The 23297-nt window shown below is 60.1% G+C and carries 23 protein-coding genes and 1 tRNA gene; 14 read left to right on the top strand and 10 right to left on the bottom strand.

Annotation, left to right across the window (positions count from 1 at the left end):
* Positions 1-44: 44 nt before the first annotated feature.
* Complete coding sequence (locus JO015_09555; protein ID MBV9999344.1) at positions 45-803, bottom strand: metallophosphoesterase; 759 nt, start codon at positions 801-803, stop codon at positions 45-47.
* 38 nt (positions 804-841) lie between these two features.
* Between JO015_09555 and JO015_09550 the strand changes: the two genes are divergently transcribed.
* From JO015_09550 to JO015_09535, 4 genes are all read left to right on the top strand, one after another.
* Positions 842-1645, top strand: coding sequence for a nucleotidyltransferase (locus JO015_09550; GenBank protein MBV9999343.1), 804 nt, complete (start codon positions 842-844; stop codon positions 1643-1645).
* A 179-nt stretch (positions 1646-1824) separates the two neighbouring features.
* Entirely contained in the window at positions 1825-2361 is a 537-nt protein-coding gene (locus JO015_09545) for a hypothetical protein (GenBank protein ID MBV9999342.1), read from the top strand.
* Positions 2362-2757: 396 nt separating this feature from the next.
* A complete protein-coding gene (locus JO015_09540) occupies positions 2758-3057 on the top strand; it encodes a hypothetical protein (protein MBV9999341.1) in 300 nt (99 codons plus the stop codon).
* Positions 3058-3232: 175 nt separating this feature from the next.
* The gene (locus JO015_09535; GenBank protein ID MBV9999340.1) at positions 3233-3436 is read left to right on the top strand and encodes a hypothetical protein; all 204 of its coding nucleotides are present in this window, start codon (positions 3233-3235) and stop codon (positions 3434-3436) included.
* A gap of 330 nt (positions 3437-3766) precedes the next feature.
* Here JO015_09535 and JO015_09530 read toward each other — a convergent pair.
* A tRNA-His gene (locus JO015_09530) sits at positions 3767-3841 on the bottom strand.
* A 429-nt stretch (positions 3842-4270) separates the two neighbouring features.
* Between JO015_09530 and JO015_09525 the strand changes: the two genes are divergently transcribed.
* From JO015_09525 to JO015_09500, 6 genes are all read left to right on the top strand, one after another.
* Positions 4271-4825, top strand: coding sequence for an ABC transporter substrate-binding protein (locus tag JO015_09525; GenBank protein MBV9999339.1), 555 nt, complete (start codon positions 4271-4273; stop codon positions 4823-4825).
* A 16-nt stretch (positions 4826-4841) separates the two neighbouring features.
* Complete coding sequence (locus tag JO015_09520) at positions 4842-7883, top strand: HAMP domain-containing protein (GenBank protein MBV9999338.1); 3042 nt, start codon at positions 4842-4844, stop codon at positions 7881-7883.
* The gene (locus tag JO015_09515; GenBank protein MBV9999337.1) at positions 7883-8242 is read left to right on the top strand and encodes a response regulator; all 360 of its coding nucleotides are present in this window, start codon (positions 7883-7885) and stop codon (positions 8240-8242) included. The genes JO015_09520 and JO015_09515 overlap by 1 nt, the downstream gene beginning before the upstream one ends.
* 4 nt (positions 8243-8246) lie before the next feature.
* Positions 8247-8693 (top strand): chemotaxis protein CheX, encoded by a 447-nt coding sequence (locus JO015_09510; protein ID MBV9999336.1) that lies wholly within the window; start codon positions 8247-8249, stop codon positions 8691-8693.
* Positions 8694-9224: 531 nt separating this feature from the next.
* Positions 9225-9914: a response regulator transcription factor gene (locus JO015_09505; GenBank protein ID MBV9999335.1), complete on the top strand. Its 690-nt coding sequence runs from the start codon at positions 9225-9227 to the stop codon at positions 9912-9914.
* A 14-nt stretch (positions 9915-9928) separates the two neighbouring features.
* Positions 9929-11182 carry a PAS domain-containing protein gene (locus JO015_09500; GenBank protein MBV9999334.1) on the top strand — a complete coding sequence of 418 codons (1254 nt, stop codon included), beginning with the start codon at positions 9929-9931 and terminating at the stop codon, positions 11180-11182.
* On the opposite strand, the gene JO015_09495 is transcribed toward JO015_09500, so the two are convergent.
* The 3 genes from JO015_09495 to JO015_09485 are packed head-to-tail and all read right to left on the bottom strand — an operon-like array spanning position 11179 to position 13969.
* Positions 11179-12990, bottom strand: a complete 1812-nt coding sequence (locus tag JO015_09495; GenBank protein ID MBV9999333.1) for an Hsp70 family protein — start codon at positions 12988-12990, stop codon at positions 11179-11181. The two genes, JO015_09500 and JO015_09495, sit on opposite strands and share 4 nt — an antisense overlap.
* Positions 12991-13040: 50 nt before the next feature.
* Positions 13041-13607 (bottom strand): hypothetical protein, encoded by a 567-nt coding sequence (locus JO015_09490; GenBank protein MBV9999332.1) that lies wholly within the window; start codon positions 13605-13607, stop codon positions 13041-13043.
* Positions 13604-13969 carry an iron-sulfur cluster assembly accessory protein gene (locus tag JO015_09485; protein ID MBV9999331.1) on the bottom strand — a complete coding sequence of 122 codons (366 nt, stop codon included), beginning with the start codon at positions 13967-13969 and terminating at the stop codon, positions 13604-13606. Before JO015_09485 ends, JO015_09490 begins: the two co-directional genes overlap by 4 nt.
* Positions 13970-14093: 124 nt before the next feature.
* Between JO015_09485 and JO015_09480 the strand changes: the two genes are divergently transcribed.
* Positions 14094-15503, top strand: coding sequence for an MATE family efflux transporter (locus tag JO015_09480; protein MBV9999330.1), 1410 nt, complete (start codon positions 14094-14096; stop codon positions 15501-15503).
* 59 nt (positions 15504-15562) lie between these two features.
* On the opposite strand, the gene dusB is transcribed toward JO015_09480, so the two are convergent.
* On the bottom strand, positions 15563-16564 hold the full coding sequence (dusB, locus tag JO015_09475) for a tRNA dihydrouridine synthase DusB (protein MBV9999329.1): 1002 nt from the start codon (positions 16562-16564) through the stop codon (positions 15563-15565).
* A 26-nt stretch (positions 16565-16590) separates the two neighbouring features.
* Positions 16591-17223, bottom strand: a complete 633-nt coding sequence (locus tag JO015_09470) for a hypothetical protein (GenBank protein ID MBV9999328.1) — start codon at positions 17221-17223, stop codon at positions 16591-16593.
* Positions 17224-17254: 31 nt separating this feature from the next.
* Between JO015_09470 and JO015_09465 the strand changes: the two genes are divergently transcribed.
* From JO015_09465 to polX, 3 genes are read left to right on the top strand one after another with little or no spacing between them, the layout of a single operon-like run.
* Complete coding sequence (locus JO015_09465; protein ID MBV9999327.1) at positions 17255-18409, top strand: 5-(carboxyamino)imidazole ribonucleotide synthase; 1155 nt, start codon at positions 17255-17257, stop codon at positions 18407-18409.
* Positions 18375-18845, top strand: coding sequence for a DUF192 domain-containing protein (locus JO015_09460; protein MBV9999326.1), 471 nt, complete (start codon positions 18375-18377; stop codon positions 18843-18845). The genes JO015_09465 and JO015_09460 overlap by 35 nt, the downstream gene beginning before the upstream one ends.
* 15 nt (positions 18846-18860) lie before the next feature.
* Positions 18861-20630 (top strand): DNA polymerase/3'-5' exonuclease PolX, encoded by a 1770-nt coding sequence (gene polX / locus JO015_09455; GenBank protein MBV9999325.1) that lies wholly within the window; start codon positions 18861-18863, stop codon positions 20628-20630.
* Position 20631: 1 nt separating this feature from the next.
* On the opposite strand, the gene JO015_09450 is transcribed toward polX, so the two are convergent.
* From JO015_09450 to nadC, 3 genes are all read right to left on the bottom strand, one after another.
* Positions 20632-21381 carry a HAMP domain-containing histidine kinase gene (locus JO015_09450; protein ID MBV9999324.1) on the bottom strand — a complete coding sequence of 250 codons (750 nt, stop codon included), beginning with the start codon at positions 21379-21381 and terminating at the stop codon, positions 20632-20634.
* A gap of 89 nt (positions 21382-21470) precedes the next feature.
* Complete coding sequence (locus JO015_09445; GenBank protein MBV9999323.1) at positions 21471-22331, bottom strand: biotin--[acetyl-CoA-carboxylase] ligase; 861 nt, start codon at positions 22329-22331, stop codon at positions 21471-21473.
* Positions 22328-23155: a carboxylating nicotinate-nucleotide diphosphorylase gene (nadC, locus tag JO015_09440; protein ID MBV9999322.1), complete on the bottom strand. Its 828-nt coding sequence runs from the start codon at positions 23153-23155 to the stop codon at positions 22328-22330. The genes JO015_09445 and nadC overlap by 4 nt, the downstream gene beginning before the upstream one ends.
* Between the last annotated feature and the right edge of the window lie 142 nt (positions 23156-23297).

Raw genomic sequence — 23297 nt, 5'->3', positions numbered from 1 at the left:
TCATGGGTCGCCGCGGCGCGCCTCCGGCGGGAGCATAGCCCCGGTCAGCGCAGGGGCTGAGTCACGGGAATCTCCAGCAACCGGTACGGCCGTGCGTTCGTGTTCTCACGCCGCAACACGGGTATGGCGACATTGTAGACGTCTGCGCCTCTCATGGTTTTGCCGTGTAGTTGGCCGTTGTGTGCATGCCCATGCAGTGCAATGCAAGCGTCATACCGGTCAATCGCCTCTTCCAAACGGGTCGTGCCGAGAAACGGAAAAATCTCCGGGTTCTCACCCATGACGGTCGCGCGAATCGGTGCGTAGTGCAGAACCGCGATTTTATTCGGTGTCTTAAGCCGGGCGAGCGCCCGTTCGAGCCGGAGCGATTGGTCGACCGCCTCGCGCACGAATTCCTTGATGACCTTTTCCCCCCAGGCATTCAACGTGCTTTTCCCAAACCCACCGCCAAATCCGGGAACCCCGGCGAAGCCGACCCCGTTAATCTCGATCGCTTCTCCATTAAGAAGGTGAATTCCGCTCCGGAGAAAAAGCTCGGTGAGCTTATCCGCGGCGTCGGATTCGAAATCGTGGTTTCCCAGAACCGCCAGGCAGGGCTTGGCCAGCACCGGCTTCAAATCTGCAAGCAGCACTTCCCCTTCTTCCGGCAAGCCGTAGTCGGTCAGGTCGCCGCATAAGACGCAGACGTCGGCTTTCTCCGCAATTTCGTGAAAAAGCTCCGCCGCCGTACCCTTGGCATCCTTCGTGTAATGCAGGTCCGCCAACGCAGCCACCCTCAAATGCTGTCCGTTTCCAGGCTCCATCAATCCGTGTTCGTGCCCACCTTCGAATATGTGCGTATATGGAGGCTGGCGCCTACCCCGAATTTGGCAAGTTGCAGCTGTCACCCAAGCGCCGGGCATTTTACGAAGCGGTGGTCGGTGCCGTGGCGGAGACCGACCTCCCTTTTCTTATCGGCGGTGCATTGGCGTTCGGGTTTTATACCGATATCTGGCGGGATACAAAAGATCTCGACATCTTCCTGCAGCCTGAAACGATTCAGCCCATTCTGGATCACCTTCGCGAACGGGGATTTGCCACCGAGCTTACCTTTCCACACTGGTTAGCCAAGGTTAAATCGGATGATGCACTGGTAGATTTTATCTTCCGCGGTTCCAACGGGGTATGCTCGATCGATTCCAGTTGGTTCGAGGGGGTAGCCACGGTGCAGATATTTGGCTGCTCCGTAAACATTGTACGGTCCGAAGACCTCATCCGCATGAAAGCCTTCGTGATGGAACGGGAACGTTTTGACGGGCATGACATCCTGCACCTGCTGTTCCGGCAAGTCGATTACCTTGACTGGGATCGCCTCCTTGACTGGTTCAGCGACGACAAGGGGCTGCTTCTTTCGTTACTCGCGATGTTTCAATACGCTTACCCGTTTCGTGCCGGGTCGATTCCAGCCGGGATCCGGGCCGCATTGGCGGAAACCTGGTTGCGCCCGCCACAAGCCTCGGAGCCGCTCTGCAACGGAACGCTCCTGTCCAAGCGGCAATACGAAACGGACATTTCTGCCTGGGGATTGGTTGATGCCCGCACCACCGGCCGGTGCCAGATCACCGAACAGGAGATCAGAAGGTGGTCGTCGTATGATGCCGATTAGACCGGGCGTGCAGCACGGCTTGGAACCGGTCATACGCCTGCGAGAAACCGGAATCTTTGGACCGGCCGCCTGCCGGGAATGTAGCTCGCAGGCCCCCGGCGTGAGGAACAACGCGCCAAACGGATCCAAGGGCAGTAGCGCGCCGCGCGACTGGTCTGGCAGAGATCGCCCTCAAAAAGGTGTCACCACCTTCTGACCTCACCGCCGGTAAGTGCGAACTTCTGAATGTGAACCCGAAGCATTTGCTGACCTACTTGAAGGATCACCTGGCGGCCTCGACCGGTGCCCTGGAACTGCTCGAGCACCTTATTTCCACCCATGCCGGAACGCCCCTTGAGCCAGTGTTTAGAAAATTGCGTGAGGAAATCGTTGAAGACCGCCAGGCCCTGGAGGGCATCATTCGCCGGTTTGGCTCCCCGGAAAGCCCGATCCGCAACACGGGAGTATGGTTGGGCGAAAAGCTTGCCCGGATCAAACTACTCTTGGAAGGTGCGGGCGGCGGCGCGATGGGCCGCTTTGAAGCCCTCGAGGCGCTTTCTTTGGGCATTGAGGGCAAACGGACCCTCTGGAATGCCTTGGCGGCGGTGGCCCCGGGCGTGCCACCGTTGCAAGGGGTGGACCTCGACCTGCTGAAGCGGCGGGCCCAGCAACAGCGCGAGCGTGTGGAAGATCTCCGGTTGGAAACGGCGCGAGAAGTCTTTGTCGGGGAAAAATGAACCCGCCATCCACTCGGCAAACCTCTCCGCCTCAAAGGCGCTGCCTGAGGGCGATCGCGCTACCGATTTCCGTACGCCGGCAAGTACGGCCGTCCGGGTTTGTGGGAATTGCTCGACCCTTTACCCCGGGCGGCCTGGCCGCTGAAACCGGAAATAATAAGCAGCCGCCCCGGCCATTAACTGCTTCCGGTATCACCGGTTGAGACCGGAACTTTGAATTGGCCGCCTGCCGGAACCAATAAATGGCCGTTTTAGCCTTTCTCCCGAGAGCGTTTTTGGGTCTTGACTAAGCTCAAAAGGTCCGTTCGGAACCAATAAGTGGCCGGGAGTCGAAATCGAAAGCTGAGCGTGGCCGCGCGTCGCTTTGGTTCAATGGCCCCTAAAGGACATGGGTCTGTGAGTGCAAATTTCGAAATGCACGTTGACGACGTGTTCGTCATCGGAGACAAGCTGGTTTTCACGGGAGAATTGATTCACTTCGACGGTGCGGAAGCAAAAGGCTGGGCCGACATCATGGTCGACGGAATACAGCGAAGTAAGATACTGGTGGGTGGCGAAGTCCTTGACAACCGGCCGCAACGGTCAGTATGGGCCCATATGACTTACGGGATCGAACCGCCCAAGATGAAAGGAAAGGAGATCATGCTCGTCCCATCGACGACTAGCCTCGAGTCTGGCCATTCTCAGTTGACGTAGGGATCCAAAATAGGCGCCGGTCCGCTTTCCGGCCACATCCGAGGCAACCTCCCCCCGTGCAAGCGCTAGACACCGCAGGAACAGGCCTTTCTGCAAGCGGCGGGCAACTGGTTTAGCGAGCGTGGCCGCGGCTGGCTAATCTCCGGGCGAAGCCTCGGTCGGCTTCTTGAAGGACGTGGGCAATCTCCTGGCCGGGGTTTGGAACCTGCTGGCCAGGGCCGCTGCCACTGGCGGCGGCGCCGAACGGATGCAAGGGGCCATTTTCATGAACGGCGCCAATGCCCAAGCACAGGGGGCGTTGGCGCAGGACATGGTGACCAACCCGGACCGATACGCGTCCACAGTCGGAGAGCCATTCCAGCTCAAAACCCCGGCCTAACGGGGTGGGACTCTTGCCGACAATCCCAACGGGGACAGGCCACAATGCCAGGTCCGGTCCGCAAACAGGGACAGACCCCGACGGCGGTTTCTGACCTGAGCGAGGACCACACCTGCCCCGCGGCGAGCCCCTCCGCCTCAAAAGCGCCGCCTGAGGCCGACCGCGCTACCGATTTCCGTACGCCGGCAAGTACGGCCGTCGGGGTTTGTGGGAATTGCTCGACTCTTTACCCCGGGCGGCCTGGCCGCTGAAACCGGAAATAATAAGCAGCCGCCCCGGCCAATATTTGCTTCCGGTATCACCGGTTAGCGGGCCATTCTGAGGGTTGCCTGGGGTGGCCGACGGGATTCGAACCCGCAACAACTGGAACCACAATCCAGGGCTCTACCGTTGAGCTACGACCACCATTCTGGCAGAGGGCTAGAGTAGCCTAAGTTCGTTTTTCGCCAAGTGGATTTTACGGCGAACCCGGTTTACGCCGCGGATGCACGTTAGACACACGGCCGCGCTCTGGGCGAGGAGCACGGCCGCCGAACCGATGATTTCAGGAAATGACATGCGCGGCTCGACCCGCGCCGCCCAGTTGCCGCCGGGCATCGCCACGCTGAGTCGGAGGGTCGAAATCCGGGAAGATCTTTCACGGGAGAGCAGATTTTGCGCCGTATTGCGTTAGCTTTGACAAAATCCGAAGGCGAAGGCAAAAAGACAGGAATCAGATTGCGTAATTGCGTTTACCGTATTGGACCTGTTTACGCCCGAATTCAGTTTTGCGGGTTGCTGCTGTTGCTCAACATTTGTGTACTGCGGGCCGCTTTATCCGCGCATTCGTTGCAGATGGTGTCTGAAGGTGATTACGTTCGGAACACGGTGGAAGTACAGGAAGCGTTTAGCCGGGTTATGGACGGAGACCCTGAGGCCGTCATCCTGTTCGGCGCGGATGCGGCATGCGCGCATTTGATCCGGTATGCCCGGAGGCAAGCCGGCCGCCCCCTGATTTTATGCTGTGCATCAAACGTTGACCTGGAATACGTGCAACGTGTGCCGGGGCCTCGCGCCGGGGGCGTGATCGGATCGCAGGTAATGCCGTTTCCTCCGGGCTCAGGTTCGGAGCTGGTCCGGGATTACCAGGCGGATATGATCGTCCGAGGGTACAGGCAGTTCACGCACGCGAGTTTGGAAGGCTATGCCGGTGCGCGCGTTTTCGTTGCGGCCCTGCAAAACGCGGGTCCGGCCTTGATCAACGGCCTTGCAAACGGAATCTTTACCTGTGGCCCATTAATGTTTGGCTTCGACGGGAACCTCCAGCAGAGGAATTATGCGGTTTTTCTCACGCAAATCTCTCACGGTAGACTGGTTCCGACTCAACAGATCGGCCTGCCAAGCCGATAGATCGATCAACACGCTGATGGCCGGAGCGAGATCCAGGGAGGAGCAGTTAACCTTTGCGAGTTTACCCTCTCGCGGGTTGACGATCCGCTTCAAGCTGCTGTTTTTTACCGCGGCGATCTGCAGCTTCATCCTGGTGGCACTCACCACCACGGCATTCTTTCTTTCGGCCGTGTCGTTGCGAACGACGCGTCTGGAGGGCTTCCGCTCGCTGCGGCGGTCGCTGGCTGAGACCATCAATACCGCCATTGATACCGCCCGGCGCAGCATCGCGACGCAAGCCGAAATGCAAACCTGCCGGTATGCCATTTCCGAGCTTGCGGCCGGCTACGAACATTTGCTGGACGATTTGGCGGCCGGCGGTTTCAGAGTTGATCAGGCGTTTTTTGATCAGATCAGAACGGAGTTGAACGAAGCTTACCGGAATCATCTCCTTGCGGCCCTGAGCCTTCCCGGCGGTGAAGCGCCGGATTATGGAACCTTTGCGGATGTGAGCCGGGAAGGCTTGGTGCTGCAGTACGTTTACTTTTTAAAGAATCCTGCCTCGATCGATCACAAATACCTCAACAACACGTCCGATGAGATTGCGGCCAACACTGCGCTCGCACCCACTTTCCGTTCAGCTTTTGCCAAAACCATGTTCGCACGCGCCATGGACCGGTATCACGAGTCATTTCAATCCGTGGTCCAGCGCAACCGGTACGACGACCTGCTCCTTGTGGACGATCTCGGCAACGTTATTTACTCGTTCAAGAAGAGTTGGGACTTCGGCACCAACGTGTTCAAGGGCTGGCAGAATCAGGCCAGCCTCAAGCGCATCTTCCTGGGCGCATGGTACGTTCCACTCACGGAAGCGAATCGCGGCAGCACTAACCACGTGGTGGTGAGTGATCTGGCGAAGTACCCGGCGGCGTATAACGCGGCAATGATGTTTTTCGGCGCGCCGATTACCAACCGTTTAGGCAGCCGCATGGGCGTGCTGGTGCACGAAATCTCCAGCGTCTCATTCACTGACTTGGTGACGTTCGATCGTCATTGGCAGCAGGTCGGGCTGGGGCGTTCCGGTGAAGCGTATATCGTCGGGGCGGATCGGCGATTGCGCACCGAGTCCCGTTTTGCCGACCGCCTCCCTGCCCGGTATCGTGCCGAGACTTACACGCCTGACGGTCTGAGAAGCTTCCAAACGTCGCTCCTGACGGCCCCGCTTTCCAATGCCGCGGTCGAAAACATCTTTTCCGGTAATAACCCAAACAATGAGGGTGAGGTCACCTTTTATGATGAACTGGGTCATGAATCCCTCGGCGTGTATGCACCCTTGCCAATCCCGGAGCTCAACTGGGGACTCGTGATCCGGATCGACACGGGAGAAGCTTTTGCGCCGGCCGCTCGCCTGACCCGGTTGATTGCCTGCGGAGGCGCCGCGATTCTCGTTCTGGCGATTGGCAGCACCCTGGTCTTTGCACAGATCTTGTCACACCCGATTGCGCAATTGGTGGCGACAGCCGAGAAGATCGGCGCCGGCGACCTCTCGGCCCGCACCCCAATCTCAAGCACGGACGAGATCGGGTTTCTGGCGGAACGTTTCAACCACATGATCGACCAGATCGAAGATCATGGACGCCAGATGCGGAAGATTTTCGAGACGGTTAATGAGGGATTGTTCCTGCTTGATCGAAAACTTACCATCCAGCCGGGCTACTCTCACGCCACGGAAGAGATCTTTCATCGTAAAATTGTAGGTCTCAACTTCCTTGACCTGATCCGGCCCGTTCCCGGACAGTGGTCATGGGCGGTTTTATCGACAGACGAACTTGCCGCGGCCGAAAGTTACCTTGAACTTTTGTTAAACCCGCGCGTGAAAGAGAAACTGATCCGGCAGACTAACCCGCTGAATGAAGTTGAGTTTCATTTTTGCGACAAAGGCGGGCGACCCCGGACTAAATTCCTCGAGTTCTGCTTTAACCGGGTGTTGGAAGCCGGGCAGATCAGTCAGATCATGGTGACTGTGGTCGACGCGACCTCACGGATTTCCCTTGGCCGTCAGATCCGCGAAAATCAGGTGAACGCGCGGCTCGAAGTTGAAATGCTGTTCGGCATCCTGCATGTGGATTCGGCCATTCTGTCCGATTTCCTGGAAGATACGGACCGCGAGATCAGGGAGGTATTACAAAACCTGGAAGCCGAACAGCACGCACGGCCTTCAGCCGAATCCCTGTCCGAGCGGGAACAGCGTTACGGGCGGCTCCTGCAGCGAATCGGACGCTCCATTCACGTGATCAAGGGAAACGCTGCCATGTTGCGGCTTTCGTATTTTGAAACGCTTGCGCACCAACTCGAAAACAAGATCGGCGCTGCCAGACAAAACCCTCAGTTGGTTGGGGAGCACTTTGTCCCGATTACCACGGCTTTAGCCTCCTTGCTTGACCAGGTGAAGATGACGCGCGACTTGATTGAGCGGCTCGTCAGCATGCAGGGCGTATTCGGTCGTAACCAGGGGTCGGGCAAAGACGGCGATTTTGGTGCCCTAGCTAACCTAGCCGTTGATGTTGCTGCCCGAAACGGGAAGCAGGTTTGTGTGAAGCTTGATGTTGAACCTGCCTTGCTGACCTTGCCGGACCGGCTGCGCCGTCCGGTTCAGAGTGTGCTGGCTCAACTTGTGCGCAACGCGATAATCCATGGTATCGAACTGCCTGCGGAGCGGGTGGCCCGCGACAAGCCGCCTGCCGGTTCGATCGTAATAACGGGACGTCGTAAAGGCCCGAAGCTGCTGCTTTTCTCTGTCCGAGACGACGGATCCGGGCTTAACTTCCCGGCGCTGCGGCAACGGGCGGTTGAGCTCAAAATGCTGCCGCCGGATGCGCCGGACACCTTGAATCGAGAACAGGCCATCGACATTTTATGCGCTTCCGGCTTTACGACGCTGCTGGAGCCTTCACCCGACGGTGGGAGGGGGGTGGGCTTGGACGCCGTTAATGACTTGCTTTGCTGGCTCGGCGGCAGGATTGACGTCGAGACCAAACCAGGGCAATACACGCGTTTTATGGTGGAACTGCCGGTCTAATGAAATTGCTTATCGTAGACGATTCAAGCGTAGTACGACGCGCGATCGAACGCGACCTCAGCGCGGGTGAGATCACCGAAGTTGATCAGGCGGAGAACGGGGAGGAAGCAGTGCGGCTTTACTCCCTGAAGGGCCATGACGTGGTCACCCTGGACATCACGATGCCCAAGATGGACGGTTTAACCTGTCTTGACAAAATCCTGCAGATCAATCCCGCCGCACGCGTGTTAATCATCTCGGCATTGCGGGATCGCGCCACGGCCATCGACGCCATCAAACGGGGCGCCAGCGGTTTTCTCTGCAAGCCGATCAATGCGGATGAATTGCGGGAAGCATTTCATCTCCTGCTTTCGGATTAACCCCATGAAAGACGAAGACATTCAGGTCTTTATCACCTGTGCACGCCGTTACTTCCACTCCGTTGACCCTTCGTCGCCGCTGGTCATCGAACCGCCGTTTGTCAAGAACCGCGTTGAACCCTTTCTTGAATACACCGGCATCATTTCGATTTCCGGTCGAGCCAAAGGCGTTGTCTGTTTCACAACCAACAGCGACCTTCTCCGGCAAATCCTGGCGGAACTCCATGATGAGCCCAAGGATGAGAACGCGATCCGCGACCTTGCGGGTGAAATCGCCAATACCCTCAGCGGCAACGCGCGCGAGGAGTTCGGCAAGAATTTTCTGATCACCGTACCCGTGGTGGTGACCGGCCAGAACTTTGATTTTCCATTTCCGGAAAATGCACGCAACTACGTGGTGCCGCTCGTCTGGCGCAATCAGCACGCCTACCTGCTGGTCTGTTTGGAGTAGGGCCGGAGCGAGCGCCACGGCGATATCGATGCCCGGGCTGCGGGTGTCGATTGTTGTCCGGGAGAGAGGGACGGAACGTTGATCGGCACGTCAAGGCCTGGAGCGAATCAACCAGCGCCGGGTGGGGCATCAAAACGGGGACAGGTCGCAATGACGCTGAGGTAAGGGCGTTCGCCGCCGGCTCCGCGTTGGGCCCTGACCCATTTCCTCCAGCGTCGAGGCACGTCACTTCAATGGGGACAGGCCGCAAGGGCGGGTCAGGCCTGAGCCGCTCAGCGAGGCCGCACGTTCTGCAGGGGCGCATGAAAGGGACGGGTCAATGAAAGGGGGACAGGTTTCGGCTGCCGGGCCAATCAAAATTGTGAATATATCTTTGAACGAATTTCCGGCGACCGCTGTCGAAATCAATGGTTAAGGCGATTCGGGTCTGCGCACGATTTCTCTCGACTTCTACTCCTTGGCGTGCGCAGCCCGGATCTTTTTTTTGTACTGCTTGATCGCGTTAGCCGTCCCCCCTACCGTGGTGGACAGATGCGCGAAAGCATTCTGGTGGTCGATGATGAGCCCGACGTGGTCGATCTGGTCAGGTATCACCTGCATCGGGCCGATTTCACGGTCCTTGCGGCGGATGACGGACCTACCGCCTTGGAGCTGGCACGCCTTCATCTTCCTGATGCGATCATCCTGGACGTCATGCTGCCACAGATGAGCGGTACTGAGGTCCTGCGGATGCTGCGACGCCAGGCAGAAACCGCCGCTATTCCCGTGCTCATGCTGACGGCCAAAGCCGAGCCTGCGGATCGCATCGCCGGTTTGGAACTCGGTGTGGATGATTACATCACCAAACCCTTCAGCCCACGGGAAATTGTGTTGCGAACTCAGAACCTGCTTCGCCGTCTCAAGGCTGCGCAGCATTCCGGTTTGATCGTCGTTGATGAGTTTCGCCTCGATAAAAGCAATTTCGAGATCACCGTCTCCGGGAGACGCTTGGACCTGACGACGACCGAATTCAAGCTCCTTGCCGCCCTGGTCGAATGCCGCGGACGGACACTTAGCCGCGAGACGTTGCTCCACGACGTCTGGCGTTACGAGAACGTCATTGATACCCGCACCGTCGATACGCACGTGCGCAGGCTGCGGGAGAAGCTCGGGCCTGCGGCGAACCGTATCGTGACGGTGCGCGGCGAGGGGTACCGGTTTCTACCCGCCGTGAACCCGTGACTCTGCCCGGGTGGATGCCGTGGCTGTGGCTGGAACTGGTGACGGCCGGGCTTGTTGTTTGGCTCTGGCGCCAACTGTTGCGCATCAGGCATAACGTCCGGCAGCTGGTCCGGCAAGGGGAAGTGGATCAATTTTCCAGCGGGTTGCCCGTTGTTCGGGCAACTTTGCAAGACCTCCACCAACTCGAAACCCGGCTGCGCGAAATCGGCCGGCAGGTTACCGAGGAGGATTTCAGCCTGCGAGCAATCCTGTCGAGCATGGTTGAAGGCGTCATGATCCTGGACCGGCAGCTCCGGATTCGTCTTCTCAACCAGCGGCTCCAGGAGATGTTTCTGCTTCCACGGCCGCCGTTGGGGCGCACCGTCATGGAGGCATTTCGTAACCATTTCCTGCATCAGGTCATCGAACGGACGTTGCAGAGTGACTCGGCGCAGTCCGCGGAGCTGCAGATCGAACTTCGCGAGGCGGAGGGGTTCATCACCCGGCATTTTCAAGTTACCTCGGTGGGTCTGCGGCCAGGCGAGCAGGGCGGGTTCGACGGCGTTCTCCTGGTTTTCCATGACATCTCGCAAATCCGTTCGCTCGAGGCGGTCCGCAAGGAATTCGTGGCCAACGTTTCCCATGAACTGCGGACTCCGTTATCGATCCTGTCCGGCTACCTGGAAACGCTGCTTGAGACCGACGTCGACCCCGAAAGCACGCGCCGCTTCCTGGAAACGATGTACCGCCACGCCAGGCGCCTGAACGCGTTATTGGAAAACCTGTTGCTCCTGTCACAGCTTGAATCGGGGCGTTTGCCGCTGCACCTCAGCACGGTGGCGGCCGGAGACTTCTGCCAACGAGCGCTGGAGCGATTCGAGCCCGTGATGGCCGGCGCCGGCATCTCGGTTACGGTCTCGGCCCCGGAAGGGCTAACCTTTACCACTGACACTTTGCGGCTCGAGCAGGCACTTTCCAACTTGATTGATAACGCGCTCAAATACGGCCGCCAACCCGGGCTCCGCCTTAGTCTTGCAGCTGAACTCGACGGCCAGGACATCGTCCTTCGGGTTTCGGATAACGGACCGGGTATCCCGCTACGCGATCAGCCGCACATCTTCGAGCGGTTTTATCGTGTCCATAAGGACCGCTCGCGAGACGCCGGAGGCACCGGCCTCGGGCTGTCCATCGTCAAACACACCATGCAGCTGCTCGGGGGCACGGTCAGCGTCGAAAGCAGTCCCGGCCAGGGGGCCACGTTTATCCTGCGGTTCCCGAGAGTTTCTTAACGTTTCCGCTTGGCCGCTTCAGCCATCGCGCGGTCGATCAGCAACGTGGCCAGGTGCTGCGTGCCCTTGTCCAGCGCTTCATTGGCGGCTTTAAGCCGCTGGACGTGGTGCGTGGTCAAAGCCGATTCAACCTCGCGCACCAGGCCCGCGATACGGTCGCGTTCCTCCGCCGTCAATTGTTGGCCCACCAGCATCAATGCGCTCCGGACGGCGGGTAAAAGTTCGTTGCTCTTCAGCACGGTTTCCGTCCAGACGCGTTCGGCCATATCCGCAAACGCCTGGTCGAGCGACTCGGCAATCATCTTTTCCACGGCCTCGTCGGAAACGTCGACCGCGCTGCTGAGGTCGACCTCTTTCTGTCGACCGCTCTTGGTATCCCGCGCCAGCACGTGCAGGATGCCGTTGACGTCAATCTCGAACTGCACACCGACGCGGGCTGTCCCCTTCGGCACCGGATCAAATTCGATTTCGAAGGAACCAAGTTGCCAATTGTCCCTGGCCAACTCGCGTTCCCCTTGGAGAACCTTGATCTGCATGGAACGCTGGTTAGCGACGGCATTGGTGAACATTTCACCCGCCTTGCAGGGGATCGTTGAATTGCGCGGGATGATCACATTCATCAAGCCGCCAAACGTCTCGATCCCCAGCGACAGGGGGGTAACGTCAAGCAGAACCACATTTTGGATGTGGCCCGAAAGCATCCCCGCCTGGATCGTAGCGCCGACCGCAACGGCTTCATCAGGATTCTGGGTGATGTTAGGGAGGCGCTGGAACAGTTCGGCCACAAACTGCCGGACAACCGGCATCCGGGTGACTCCCCCGGCCAGAATCACTTCATCGAGTTGGTGCGCGTCGAGCTTGGCGTCATCCAGTGAACGCAGACAGTGGGCCCGGGTGCGCCGTACGATCGGACGCGCGGCGGCCTCCAGTTCCTGGCGGCTGAGCAGGTACGAAAAGCTTTGGGCCTTGGAGATAAAAGGAATCTCGATCTGAACCGCCGTTTCCTCAGATAGCCTGATTTTGGCGTCATGGGCGATCTGGCGCAACCGGGCCGTGAAGACGGGATCCTCCAGGTCTGCGCGCAACTCCGGGTACCGGCTGGTAAGGCGGTCTTTCAACAGACGCACCAGTTCCCGATCGATGTCGTCTCCGCCCAGGCGGGTGTTGCCGTTGGTCGCCAGCACCCGAAAAACGCCGTTATGCAGTTCCAGGATCGAAATGTCGAACGTGCCGCCCCCAAAGTCGTACACCGCGATTTTGGCTTTGTCGCTCAGGCGATCGAGCCCGTAAGCGAGCGCGGCGGCAGTGGGCTCGTTGATGATCCTTTCCACCGTCAAACCAGCCAGTTCGCCCGCCTGCTTGGTTGCCTGCCTCTGCAGGTCATTGAAATAAGCCGGGACCGTGATCACCGCCCGCTTAACCTCGCGCCCAAGCGCCGCCATGGCATTGGCGCTGAGCTTACGAAGGATCAGCGCCGAAACTTCCTCCGGCCGGAGCGATTGCCCGTTCATCTCCAGGGCGATTTGTCCGCCGGTTTGCTTAACCGGGTAAGGGAAATCAGGTTTCTCGGACTCTCCCGGCCGCCGTCCCATCAACCGTTTCACGGAATAGACGGTTTGTTCCGGAGCCACCGCACGCATCCGCTCGGCGGCCCAGCCGACCACCGGCTCGCCGTTCTTGGGAAAGTAAACCACCGAAGGGGTAAGGCGATGGCCTTCGGAATCCGCGATGAGGATGGGGAAGCCGGAGTCCATGACGCCGATGAGCGAGTTCGTGGTTCCGAGGTCAATTCCGACGATGTCTTCCATAACAAGCAAGCAGGCTGGGGGGATTAGGGATGAGGGATGAGGGCGTCAGGCTAGCCCATCATTTCATCCATGCGTAACAGACGTTCGCGAATTTGTCCCTGCCACTTTTGGAGAAAGGTCAAGTCCAGCGCAACCTGGGCCAAGGCTTCACGGGCATCTGCAGGTTGGTGCTGCCACACCTGATCCAGTTCCCGTAATGCTTCCAGGCGTTGAGCCTCCTGTGCGGCGAGCTCACGCACGAGGTTATCAAGGTCCCCTTGCAATCCATGGACTCGCTGGAGCTGGAGTGCGCGCGCCAGAGCCGAGTTTTGCACCGAAATTTCCCCAAGCAGAAGGTCGGCTTCCCGGAGGCAATTGGCGACCCGGCCAAAAACCTCGCCCATCACGGGATCAATCCGGCGTGTGCCTGATGCCGCACCGGTCAGGCTGAGCAGGTGCTCCACGCGGGTGGCGGGATTGCTTAACACCTGGTACGCACGGTTCAGCACCGCCAGTTCATCCTGCGAGCCGGCCTGCCGGTGCAGCGCTTCGCTTAAGCGGACGTAAATGTCTTTAACGGCGTCCGGATCCAGCCAGGGACGGGCCGGCATCCGCAGCCCGGCAAAAAAATCCGTCATGCCGAAAAGCTCTCGCCGCAGGAGCAATGGGCCACCGCATTAGGATTAGTTACCTTGAAACCTCCGTGTTGCAGATCGTCGCTGTAATCGAGCAGCGATCCACTCACAAAGAGGGCGCTTTTGGGGTCAATCACCACGCGCACCTGGTTCGACTCCACCAGGATGTCCCGGTTGGCAGGCCCGTCGACCAAATCCATTTTATATTGGAGTCCCGAGCAGCCGCCTCCGATCACGGCCACCCGCAAAGCGCCTTGAGGCCTGCCCTGCCGGGTCAAGAGCTGCGTGAGCTTGGCCGCTGCCCGCTCCGTTACTTTCACGAGGCGTTCATTCCCGCGTTTAAATTGGACTTCAGCTGCAGCCATCACGTCCGGAATATCGAATCGCTCCTCGAGAAATCAACTTCAGTGGTCCTCGCGGCGGAGCCCGGCCACGCTTAACCGCATTCCCGGGGTTGCCGTTTGCAGGCATTATTGTTTGGTGTGGCGCATGAATTTCCACGCCCATTGGCGGGCCGAGCTCAGGGCTACGGTGCTGCTGGCGCTGCCGATCGTTTTCGGTCAGGCCGGCCAGATGCTGATGGGGTTGACCGACAGCGTGATCGTCGGGCGCCTGGGCCCGGTCCCGTTGGCGGCCGTGGCTTTTGCCAATACCGCTTTGACGACGTTGATGGTTTTCGGCATCGGCCTGCTCACTTCGATCGGCGTGGTCGGATCCCGCGAGCACGGGGCCGGCAACCTCAACGGGCGGGCGCGTATCCTCCGGGCCGCGTTCTGGCTTTCGGTGTCGCTCGGGACATGCCTTGCGATTGCAATCAATGCATTGCAGGGATGCCTCGGCGATTGGTTTCACCCGCCTGCAGACGTGTTCGAAGCCGCTCAACCCTACCTGTCCGTGACGGGATGGTCGTTACTGCCGGCTATCGGGTATTTTGGAGCTAAAATTTTCTGCGAATCGCTGAACTGTCCTCTGGCTCCGATGTGGTTCCTGTTCGGGGGGGTGATGCTGAATCTGATCCTTGCATCGGCCCTGGTGTTTGGGTGGTTCGGGTTTCCGGCGCTGGGGCTCGTTGGTTCGGGGTGGGCAACGGCGATTTCGCGCTGGTTCACGTTTGCGGCGACAACGTGGTACGCGTGTTCATTGACGGGTGAAAGCTGGCGACGAACGCTGTTGCCGGCAGGACTGGATCAAGGTTTGCTCGGCCGGTTGCTCCGCCTGGGGGCGCCGGTGGCGTTCCAGTATCTGGGTGAGGTTGCCGCGTTTAATTTTGGCGCCGTCATGATGGGGTGGATCGGCACGATCGCCCTGGCGGCCCACCAGATCGCCATCTCGTGCGCCGCACTAACATTTATGTTCCCGCTTGGCGTTTCCCAGGCCGTCGCCGTGCGAATCGGGCATGCGGTCGGCGGGCGCGCGCTCCGGCGGGTGCCCGTGATCGGCTTTACCGGTATCGGTTTGTCCGCTGCGCTCATGCTCGCCTTCGCGGGGATCCTGGGATTCGGCCGGCACGCCATCGCTCTGGCGTTCAACGCTGACCCGGCGGTCGTCTCGCTGGCCGGCCGCCTGCTTCTGATTGCCGCCCTATTCCAACTCGCCGATGGCGTGCAGGTGACGGCGGCGGGTGTGCTGCGGGGATTAGCGGACGTCCGCGCGCCCATGCTGCTGGGATACCTGTTTTATTGGGTCGTCGCCATTCCCTTGGCGTCTCTCATCGCCTTCCACTTCGGGCAAGGCGCCTCGGGCATTTGGATCGGGCTGGCCACCGGTCTGCTCCTGGCCGCCGTGACGCTCACCGGGCGGGCGTTTGCGTTGACTCGGCCCGGCTCGCTTTCGGTAAGGGCGTACCAGGCGGGTACAGCCGGCCCCGAGGACCGGGCCCGGAACTCGGCGCCGGTTTGACCCGGGGCGATGGACGGCGCCACCGCCGCGAGTGCATTTGAAGCCGGCTCCGGAAGCGTTCAGGCCGCCATCCCCGCAACTTCCAGGTTTGGAGCCTGGGCCACGTGTTCGGCCGCCAAGTCCCGCACTTGCTCCAAGCGGGTGACCTGCTGCAGACGGGACCGGAGTTGGCGGCCCCCCGGCATCCCGCGCGAGTAGGCCATCAATTGCCCTCGGAGCGATGCCAGGGTGTGAGGCTCGGCGTCACCTTCGGCCACCGCCATCTCGCAGTGCCGGATGATGTGGTTCCATTGCTCCTCCAGCGTCGGTTCGGGAAAATCGGGCAAGCCCCGCAGCAACGCTTTCGCCTGCCGGAAGATCCAGGGGGCGGTCATCGCGCCGCGACCGATCATCACCCCGCGTACCGGGGTCGTTTGCAACCGGTGCCGGACGTCGTGCGCCGTTCGTATGTCGCCGTTGCCGATCACCGGGATACGCACGGCTTCAGCCACACGGGCGATCTCGTCCCAGTCCGCCTCGCCCGAGTAGCCTTGTTCTTTGGTTCGCCCGTGCACCGCCACAACACGAACCCCGGCCGCTTCCAGGAGCCGCGCCGTTACCGTCGCGTTGATGGTCGCCGCATCCCAACCCAGCCGGATCTTGGCCGTAACCGGCACCGGGGCGACTTCGCGGACCACGGTTCCGGCCACCTTCTCCAGGAGCGGGCAATCGCGGAGCAGGGCCGAGCCGCCGTGCCGGCAAACCACCTTGTTTACCGGACAACCAAAGTTCAGGTCGATAAAATCGGGCGTCACCCAGTCGACGACTGCCGCCGCCGCTGCCGCCAACCGGTCAGGGTCCGCCCCAAAAAGTTGCACCCCCAAGGGCCGTTCGGAAGCCGCAAAAGCGACCATTTCGCGCGTACGCTGGTTGCGGTGCAGAATGCCTTCGGCTGAAACGAATTCCGTTACCATCACGTCCGCGCCGAATTCCTTGCAGAGACGGCGGAACACGGAATCAGTCACCCCCGCCATCGGCGCCAGGTAAAGCAACGGTTCAGACAACGCAGGAAAGAAATCCATCCACAGATTAACGCAAATTCAGGGGCTCACTCGACACCCGGCACTCGACACTCGACACGCTCTCCATTTGTGGCATTCAAGAGCCGGTAAACCTCCTGCTGGACGGGTTCGACGTCGGCGAGGTTAAGCCGGGGATCCAGAATCAGGAACACTTCACCGGTCTTGACGTGCTCGTAAACCAGGATCCGCTCGTCTGCAGACTCCCGCACGTCAACCTGCCGCAAAATCCGTTTCCGTTCGAGCATGATGGCCAGAACGTAACGCGCGTTTACGGTGCCGGTGTTGTCTTCATCCGGTAAACGGCGCAGCAGACTCTCTGCCGACTCGCGTGGAACGGCCTCCGGCGGTTTGGCGGCAGGCGCCTGGTATTGGCTTTTCCAAAACGAAAAAGGTTTGATGGTGTCTTTCAACCGGCGCCAGGCGGCTTCGGAAATGTCCTCGCGTACAAAACGGGTCTTGTCTCGGAAAAGGAGGGTATAGATCGGGGCCCCATCCTCGAAAGGTTCGTCCGTTCGCGAACACCGGTGGGCCCGGGCCTTGATTTCCCAATCTGAAAGCATGCGACCCGGATCATGCCTCAGGCAAAGGGTTCGGGCAACCGGCGCCTGGATTTTTCGTGGATGGTCAGGCCGGAAATTGCTTGCTTCGTTCAGGTTCAAGGATCACTTCAACGCGCACGCTATGTTTGCCATCACACCACCTGGTTCGACGGTCGGCCTGCTCGGCGGCGGCCAATTGGGCAGGATGTTCGGAATCGCGGCTCGCCGGATGGGGTATCGCGTCCACACGTACGAACCGGCGCCGGACAGCCCGGCAGGCCAGATCTCCGACCGTGAATTCACCGGGTCTTACCAGGACAGGGACCTGCTGGGGCAATTTGTCGCTTCCGTCGACGTCATCACCTTCGAGTTCGAAAACATCCCGGCCGGCGTGGTCGAAGAACTGGCCCTCCGGCGCCCGGTTTTCCCGCGCGCCGAAGTTCTCCACGTCTGTCAAAATCGTGCCCGGGAAAAGGGCTTTCTCCAGGCCGGCGGTTACCCCCATGTCCCCTTTGCGCTGATTGAGACGCCGGCCGAGTTGGACCTCGCCTTTGAGCGGATCGGCCTGCCGGCGGTTCTGAAGACGGCTGATTTCGGGTATGACGGTAAAGGCCAGGTGAAAGTCACCGCTGAGAACCGGTCCGAGGTGCTGCAGGCGTTTCGCGGCCCGGCGATCCTAGAAGCCTGGATCGATTTCGACCGGGAATTATCGGTCGTGTGCGCGCGCGATCAACGCGGGCGCGCCTTGCCGTTTCCGGTAGCGGAGAACCACCATGCCCGCCACATTCTTGACCATACCATCGCCCCCGGGCGCTTTGCCCCGCAGGTGGTTTCCCAAGCTTTGGAGATAGCTGAGGCGATCACTCACGATCTCGAGGTGGTCGGCCTGCTGGCGGTGGAATATTTTCTCGCGAAGGACGGGCGCTTACTCGTCAATGAGCTTGCGCCCCGGCCGCACAATTCGGGGCACTTCACCTTCGACGCCTGCGTCACCAGCCAGTTCGAGCAACAGCTCCGGGCGGTCTGCGGTCTGCCTTTCGGTTCTCCAGCCCTGCGTTCTCCCGCGGTGATGGTCAACCTTCTTGGCGACCTCTGGATCGGAGGGCAGATGCCCGATTGGCACCCGATTCTCAGCGAGCCCAACGCCAAATTCCACCTCTACGGCAAGAGTGAAGGCCGGCCGGGGCGCAAGATGGGGCATTTTTGCGTTTTGGACGAGAACATCGAGACTGCCGTGGCGACCGCCCTGCGTATAAAAAAGGAACTGCACGATGCTCATTCAGCGATGGCTCCTGCTCCTGTGTAGCTTTTTGGTTTTTGGTGCCGGCCAGGTTGCGTGCCAGGACCGCACGCCCCCCGGCAGCAACGCGTTCGGGCTCCGGACGATCGAGTTGCGCCCGGGACCGGCTCACGTCATGGCCGAGGTGGCCGATACCCCCCAGAGCCGCGAAACCGGGTTGATGTTCCGCGATTCCTTGGCGCCGGATCGCGGTATGCTCTTTGTCTTTGAAACTCCCCAACGCGCGAGCTTCTGGATGAAAAATACCAGGATTCCGCTGTCGGTAGGCTTTATCGACAGTGCAGGCACCTTGTTGGAAGTTCGGGATATGCAACCTTTTGACGAGACGCCCATCCTGAGCCGGTCGGAGCGCATTGCGTACGCTCTGGAGGTTAACCAGGGCTGGTTCGAGCGAAACCACGTTCCGGCCGGAAGCAAGGTGGAAGGGTTGAATAAACGATAAGCGCACCCGCGGTTTATGGTCAGCAAAGATCAAACGGTAGCCATGTTGGAAACGATCGCCCGCCTCCTGGAGCTGAAAGGTGAAAATCCTTTTAAAGTTCGGGCGTACGTCAACGCCGCCCGGAACCTCGAGGCGTCCTCAGCCAACTTCAGCGAAATCGTTGAAAACGGCAGACTCGACGAGTTGGGCGGTATAGGCGAGGCTATCGCCGGGAAGATCACCGAGTTTTATCAGACCGGCAGACTGGAATATTACGAGCAACTCCGGGCGGGCTTTCCGGACACGCTGTTTGAATTGTTTGAACTCCAGGGGCTCGGCGCCAAGAAGGTGAAGGCGTTGTATGACCGCCTCGGCATCAAGACCATCGCGGAACTGGAGGCCGCCTGCCGCGACGGGCGCGTAGCCGAACTGCCCGGGTTCGGCTCTAAAACCGCTCAGAATATCCTGCAGGCCATCGAACAGCGCCGAAAGCACGCCGGCCGTTACCTGCTTTCCGACGCCACGCTTTGGTCCGAGCAAATCCTGGCCCATTTGAAAGCGCACCCGGATATCTCCCAGATCAGCGTCGCCGGAAGCCTGCAGCGCGGCAGGGAGACAATCGGCGACCTGGATTTTCTGATCGCTACAAAAAATCCCTCGGGCGTCATCGATCACTTCGTCAGCTACGGGTTAATTGAGCGCGTTCTGGCGAAGGGGGACACGAAAGCCAGCGTGCTGTTGCAAGGCGGCATTCAGGCGGACCTGCGCGTGGTCGCCAACCACGAATTCCCATTTGCACAGAACTATTTCATCGGCAGCAAAGAGCACAATGTGGCCCTGCGCGGGCGCGCCTTGGGCTTCGGATGGACGCTTAATGAATACCGTATCGCCCCGGATCCGGGCGCGCGTAAAGGCGTCAAGCCGATTCCGGCGATCAACACCGAGGAGGACCTGTACCACGCGCTCGAACTGGACTACGTCCCCCCCGAGCTGCGCGAGAACCTGGGGGAAATCGAAGCGGCTGCGTCCCATCAGCTTCCTGCGCTGGTGGAGTGGAACAACCTTCGCGGGGCATTCCATTGTCATACCCACGCCAGCGACGGACGGAACAGCCTCGAGGAGATGGCGGCAGCCGCCCGGGAACTCGGTTTGCGGTACCTGGGGATCGCCGACCACAGCAAAAGCTCTTTTCAGGCCAACGGCCTCGATGAAAAGCGCCTGCTGGCCCAGGTCGAAGCCATCCGGGAACTAAACCGGCAATACGGCAGGGAATTCCGCCTCTTTGCCGGCCTGGAATGCGACATCCTCCGCGACGGCCGGCTTGATTTCTCAAATGAGGTCCTCGCACAATTGGACTACGTGGTGGCCAGCGTCCACGCGTCCTTCACCCAGCCCGAAGCGGAAATGACCAGACGCATCATTCGCGCCCTGGAAAGCCCGTATGTGACCATTCTGGGCCATCCGACCGGGCGTTTGCTGTTGGCCCGCGAACCTTACCAGGTCGATCTGGTGGAGGTCATCCGGGCCGCGGCAGAGACGCGCACCATCATCGAGCTTAACGCCAATCCGCGACGTTTGGACATGGACTGGCGGTTCTGGAAGCTGGCGAAAGAGCAAGGCGTTAAATGCGCCATCAACCCTGACGCGCACTCCACGCAGGGTCTCCACGATCTCTGGTTCGGCGTGCTAAGCGCTCGCAAAGGCTGGCTGACTCGCGAAGACGTGGTGAACTGCCTGTCGCTTTCGAGCATCGTTCCGGTTCTTAACGCAAAAAAAACACCGCCTGCCGCCGGGGCAAATGCTTAGCTCAGGCTGCCGCCGGTGAGGTTTTCGCGAGAAAAAACGAGGCTTCGGTGTACGTCTTGTTATCGCTTGACACCTTCAGGCCGCCGCCGGTCAGGGCCAGGTAACCTTGGATCCGGAAAAGGCCGAGGCCGATGTTCCCGTTCTTTTTCGTCGTGAAAAACGGCTCGAAGATCCGGTTGATTACGTCGCTGCTGATCCCTTTGCCGTCGTCGCGAAAACTGATTTGCAGCCATTCACTGCCATCCTCAGCGCGGCAGGTGACGTTCTTGGCGTGCGCTTCGCGGGCATTTTGTACCACCTGTTCGAAACAGGCCCGGAGTTGCTGCGCGTCGCCCCAGGCGGTGGCGGTTGACGGCAATGCCGCAAAGGTCACCGGAAAACCGGTACGCTCAGGCAGTTCGGCCAACAGCGGCGCAACGTCTACCGCTCCGAGTTCTAACCGTGGCGCCCTTGCCAGCAGGACGGCTTCGTCGAGGTAACGCGAGAGCAGTTGCGTCGCCTCCAGCATTTGTTCAACCGGTTCGCGCACGGCGCGACTCAGCTTCGGCTGGAGCAGAAGCAGGCCGGTATGTCCTGACAGAACGGTGATGACGTTGTTCAGTTTGTGGATGAGACCCGCCAAAAGCCGGGTGTATTGCTGCGGCGGGAAGTAAACCGGGGCGACCGGGGCGACCTTGCCCGGCAATTTCGTTTCCGGCAAAGCCTTTGGGAATGCATTTCTGGAATCCACGACGTTTGGATAATCAGACATACTTCCGGAAAACTCCATCTTCTGCTCTTAAACATTATAAGAGTTAGACGGTCAAAAGGTTTTCGCATAAATTGAACGATAACGGCTCATCAACTCATGCTGCCGGCCGGTGGCTCCAAATCCGGGCGGCTCATTCCCGTCCGCTCCCATTGCCGGGCGCGGACGCAGTCTTCAAGCCGGTGCGCGTTCCCCCTTCGATACCAGGTTTCGAAGCGGTAAAGTATCTCGGCCGCCAGCCTGGCCCGCGCTACCGGGGGAGAGTTGGCGTGTTTATCCACGCAAGTGATCTGTGCACCGGGCAGATCGGGCGCGGCGTGAACGTTTATTCCGAAGCCGAGCACCTGCCAGGTGGCGTCCGAAGCGCTTTCCAGGAGAAAACCCGCCAGTTTGGAAGGCCCGACGTACAGGTCATTCGGCCGCTTGATCAGGACAGGAACGGCCAGGTACCGGTCCAGGACTTCCGCCGTCGAGAGGGCGGCCGCCTGCACCAGTTGCGGATAATTCTCTACGGGCAGCGTTGAACGCAACAGGACCGTAAACCAGAGCCCCGTTCCCGGCGGAGACAGCCAGCGGCGGCCGTGCTGTCCCCGTCCGGACGTCTGGCTTTCCGCAAAGATGGTCAGCCCTTCGGCCGCTCCGCCCTGGGCGGCTTGGCGCGCCCGGTCGTTGGTCGAACTGGTTTCGTGATAGACGACGAGCGGCCGTCCCAGGCATTTGGTTTGTAAATGCAGTTCAACGGCCTCCGGGTTCAGCCAGGGCGGCTCCCCTGCGCAACTCACGCCGTCACCGCTGAATTTGATAAGCCACCCGTCTTCCCGCAACGCCTCCAGCGCGGCTGCCGCCTCAGCTTCTGAACCTTCTGCCTTGCCGGCCAGTTCGGCGGGTGCCCAGGCTTTTCCGAAAGGCGAAGCCAGCAAGCGCAACATCCGTAGCCGCAGCGACTCCGTCACGTCACCAGTTCCAGCGATAAGTCAACCGCCCGAGCCGAATGCGTGAGCTGGCCAACGGAGATGTAGTCTACCCCGGTTTCGGCAATGGCCCGGACGCAGTTCAGGTTGATCCCGCCGCTCGCCTCAAATTTCACCCCGGGACGTCTCAGGGCGACGCAGGCTCGCAACTGGTCGGGGGTCATGTTGTCCAGTAAAATGACGTCAACTTCGGGCCAGATTACGAACCGGCGGACTTGTTCGACGGTGTCGGCCTCAAGCTCCACCAGCAATTTCGGGTGCTGTTCCCGCAGCTCCCGCAGCACGCCCGGCAGGTCAGGATGGGCCAGGAGATGGTTGTCCTTAACCATCACCCCGTCATAAAGGCCCATCCGGTGATTCCTGCCCCCGCCGGCTCGCACGGCCGCCTTTTCCAGCGCGCGCAATCCCGGAGTCGTCTTGCGGGTATCCAGGACCGTGGCGCCGGTACCTTCCACGGCGCGCACGAACGTCCTTGTCAGCGTGGCGATCCCTGAAAGTCTCTGGAGAAAGTTCAGCGCGAGCCGTTCACCCGTAAGAATTGCCCTGGTCGAACCCGCCAGTTCCAAAATGGTGTCGCCTGCCTCGGCCGCCGTCCCGTCAGCCCGAATCACATCAATGCGCAGTTCGGCACTCAGCCGGCCGAAAACGGCGCGCGCCGCCTCCGTCCCCGCCACCACCAACGGTTCTTTGGCGAAAATACGGGCCCGGGAACGCTGTTCGGCCGGGATGAAGTACTGGCTGGTCAGGTCGCCGGTCCCGACATCTTCCGTCAAGGCTAAATCGATCAACTCGATCACGGATTGCACGCCAAAATCTAAAGTGCCGGGCGCCGGGTGTCGAACGAGTTCGGAGTTCGGAGTTCGGAGTTCGGAGTTCGGAGTTCGGAGTTCGGAGTTCGGAGTTCGGAGTTCGGAGTTCGGAGGTCGGAGGTCGGAGTTCGGAGCGGCA

The sequence above is a fragment of the Verrucomicrobiota bacterium genome (assembly GCA_019247695.1).
Taxonomy (GTDB): domain Bacteria; phylum Verrucomicrobiota; class Verrucomicrobiia; order Chthoniobacterales; family JAFAMB01; genus JAFBAP01.
The sequence above is the reverse complement of the archived record's forward strand: the minus strand, read 5'-3'. Positions and strand labels throughout refer to the sequence as shown.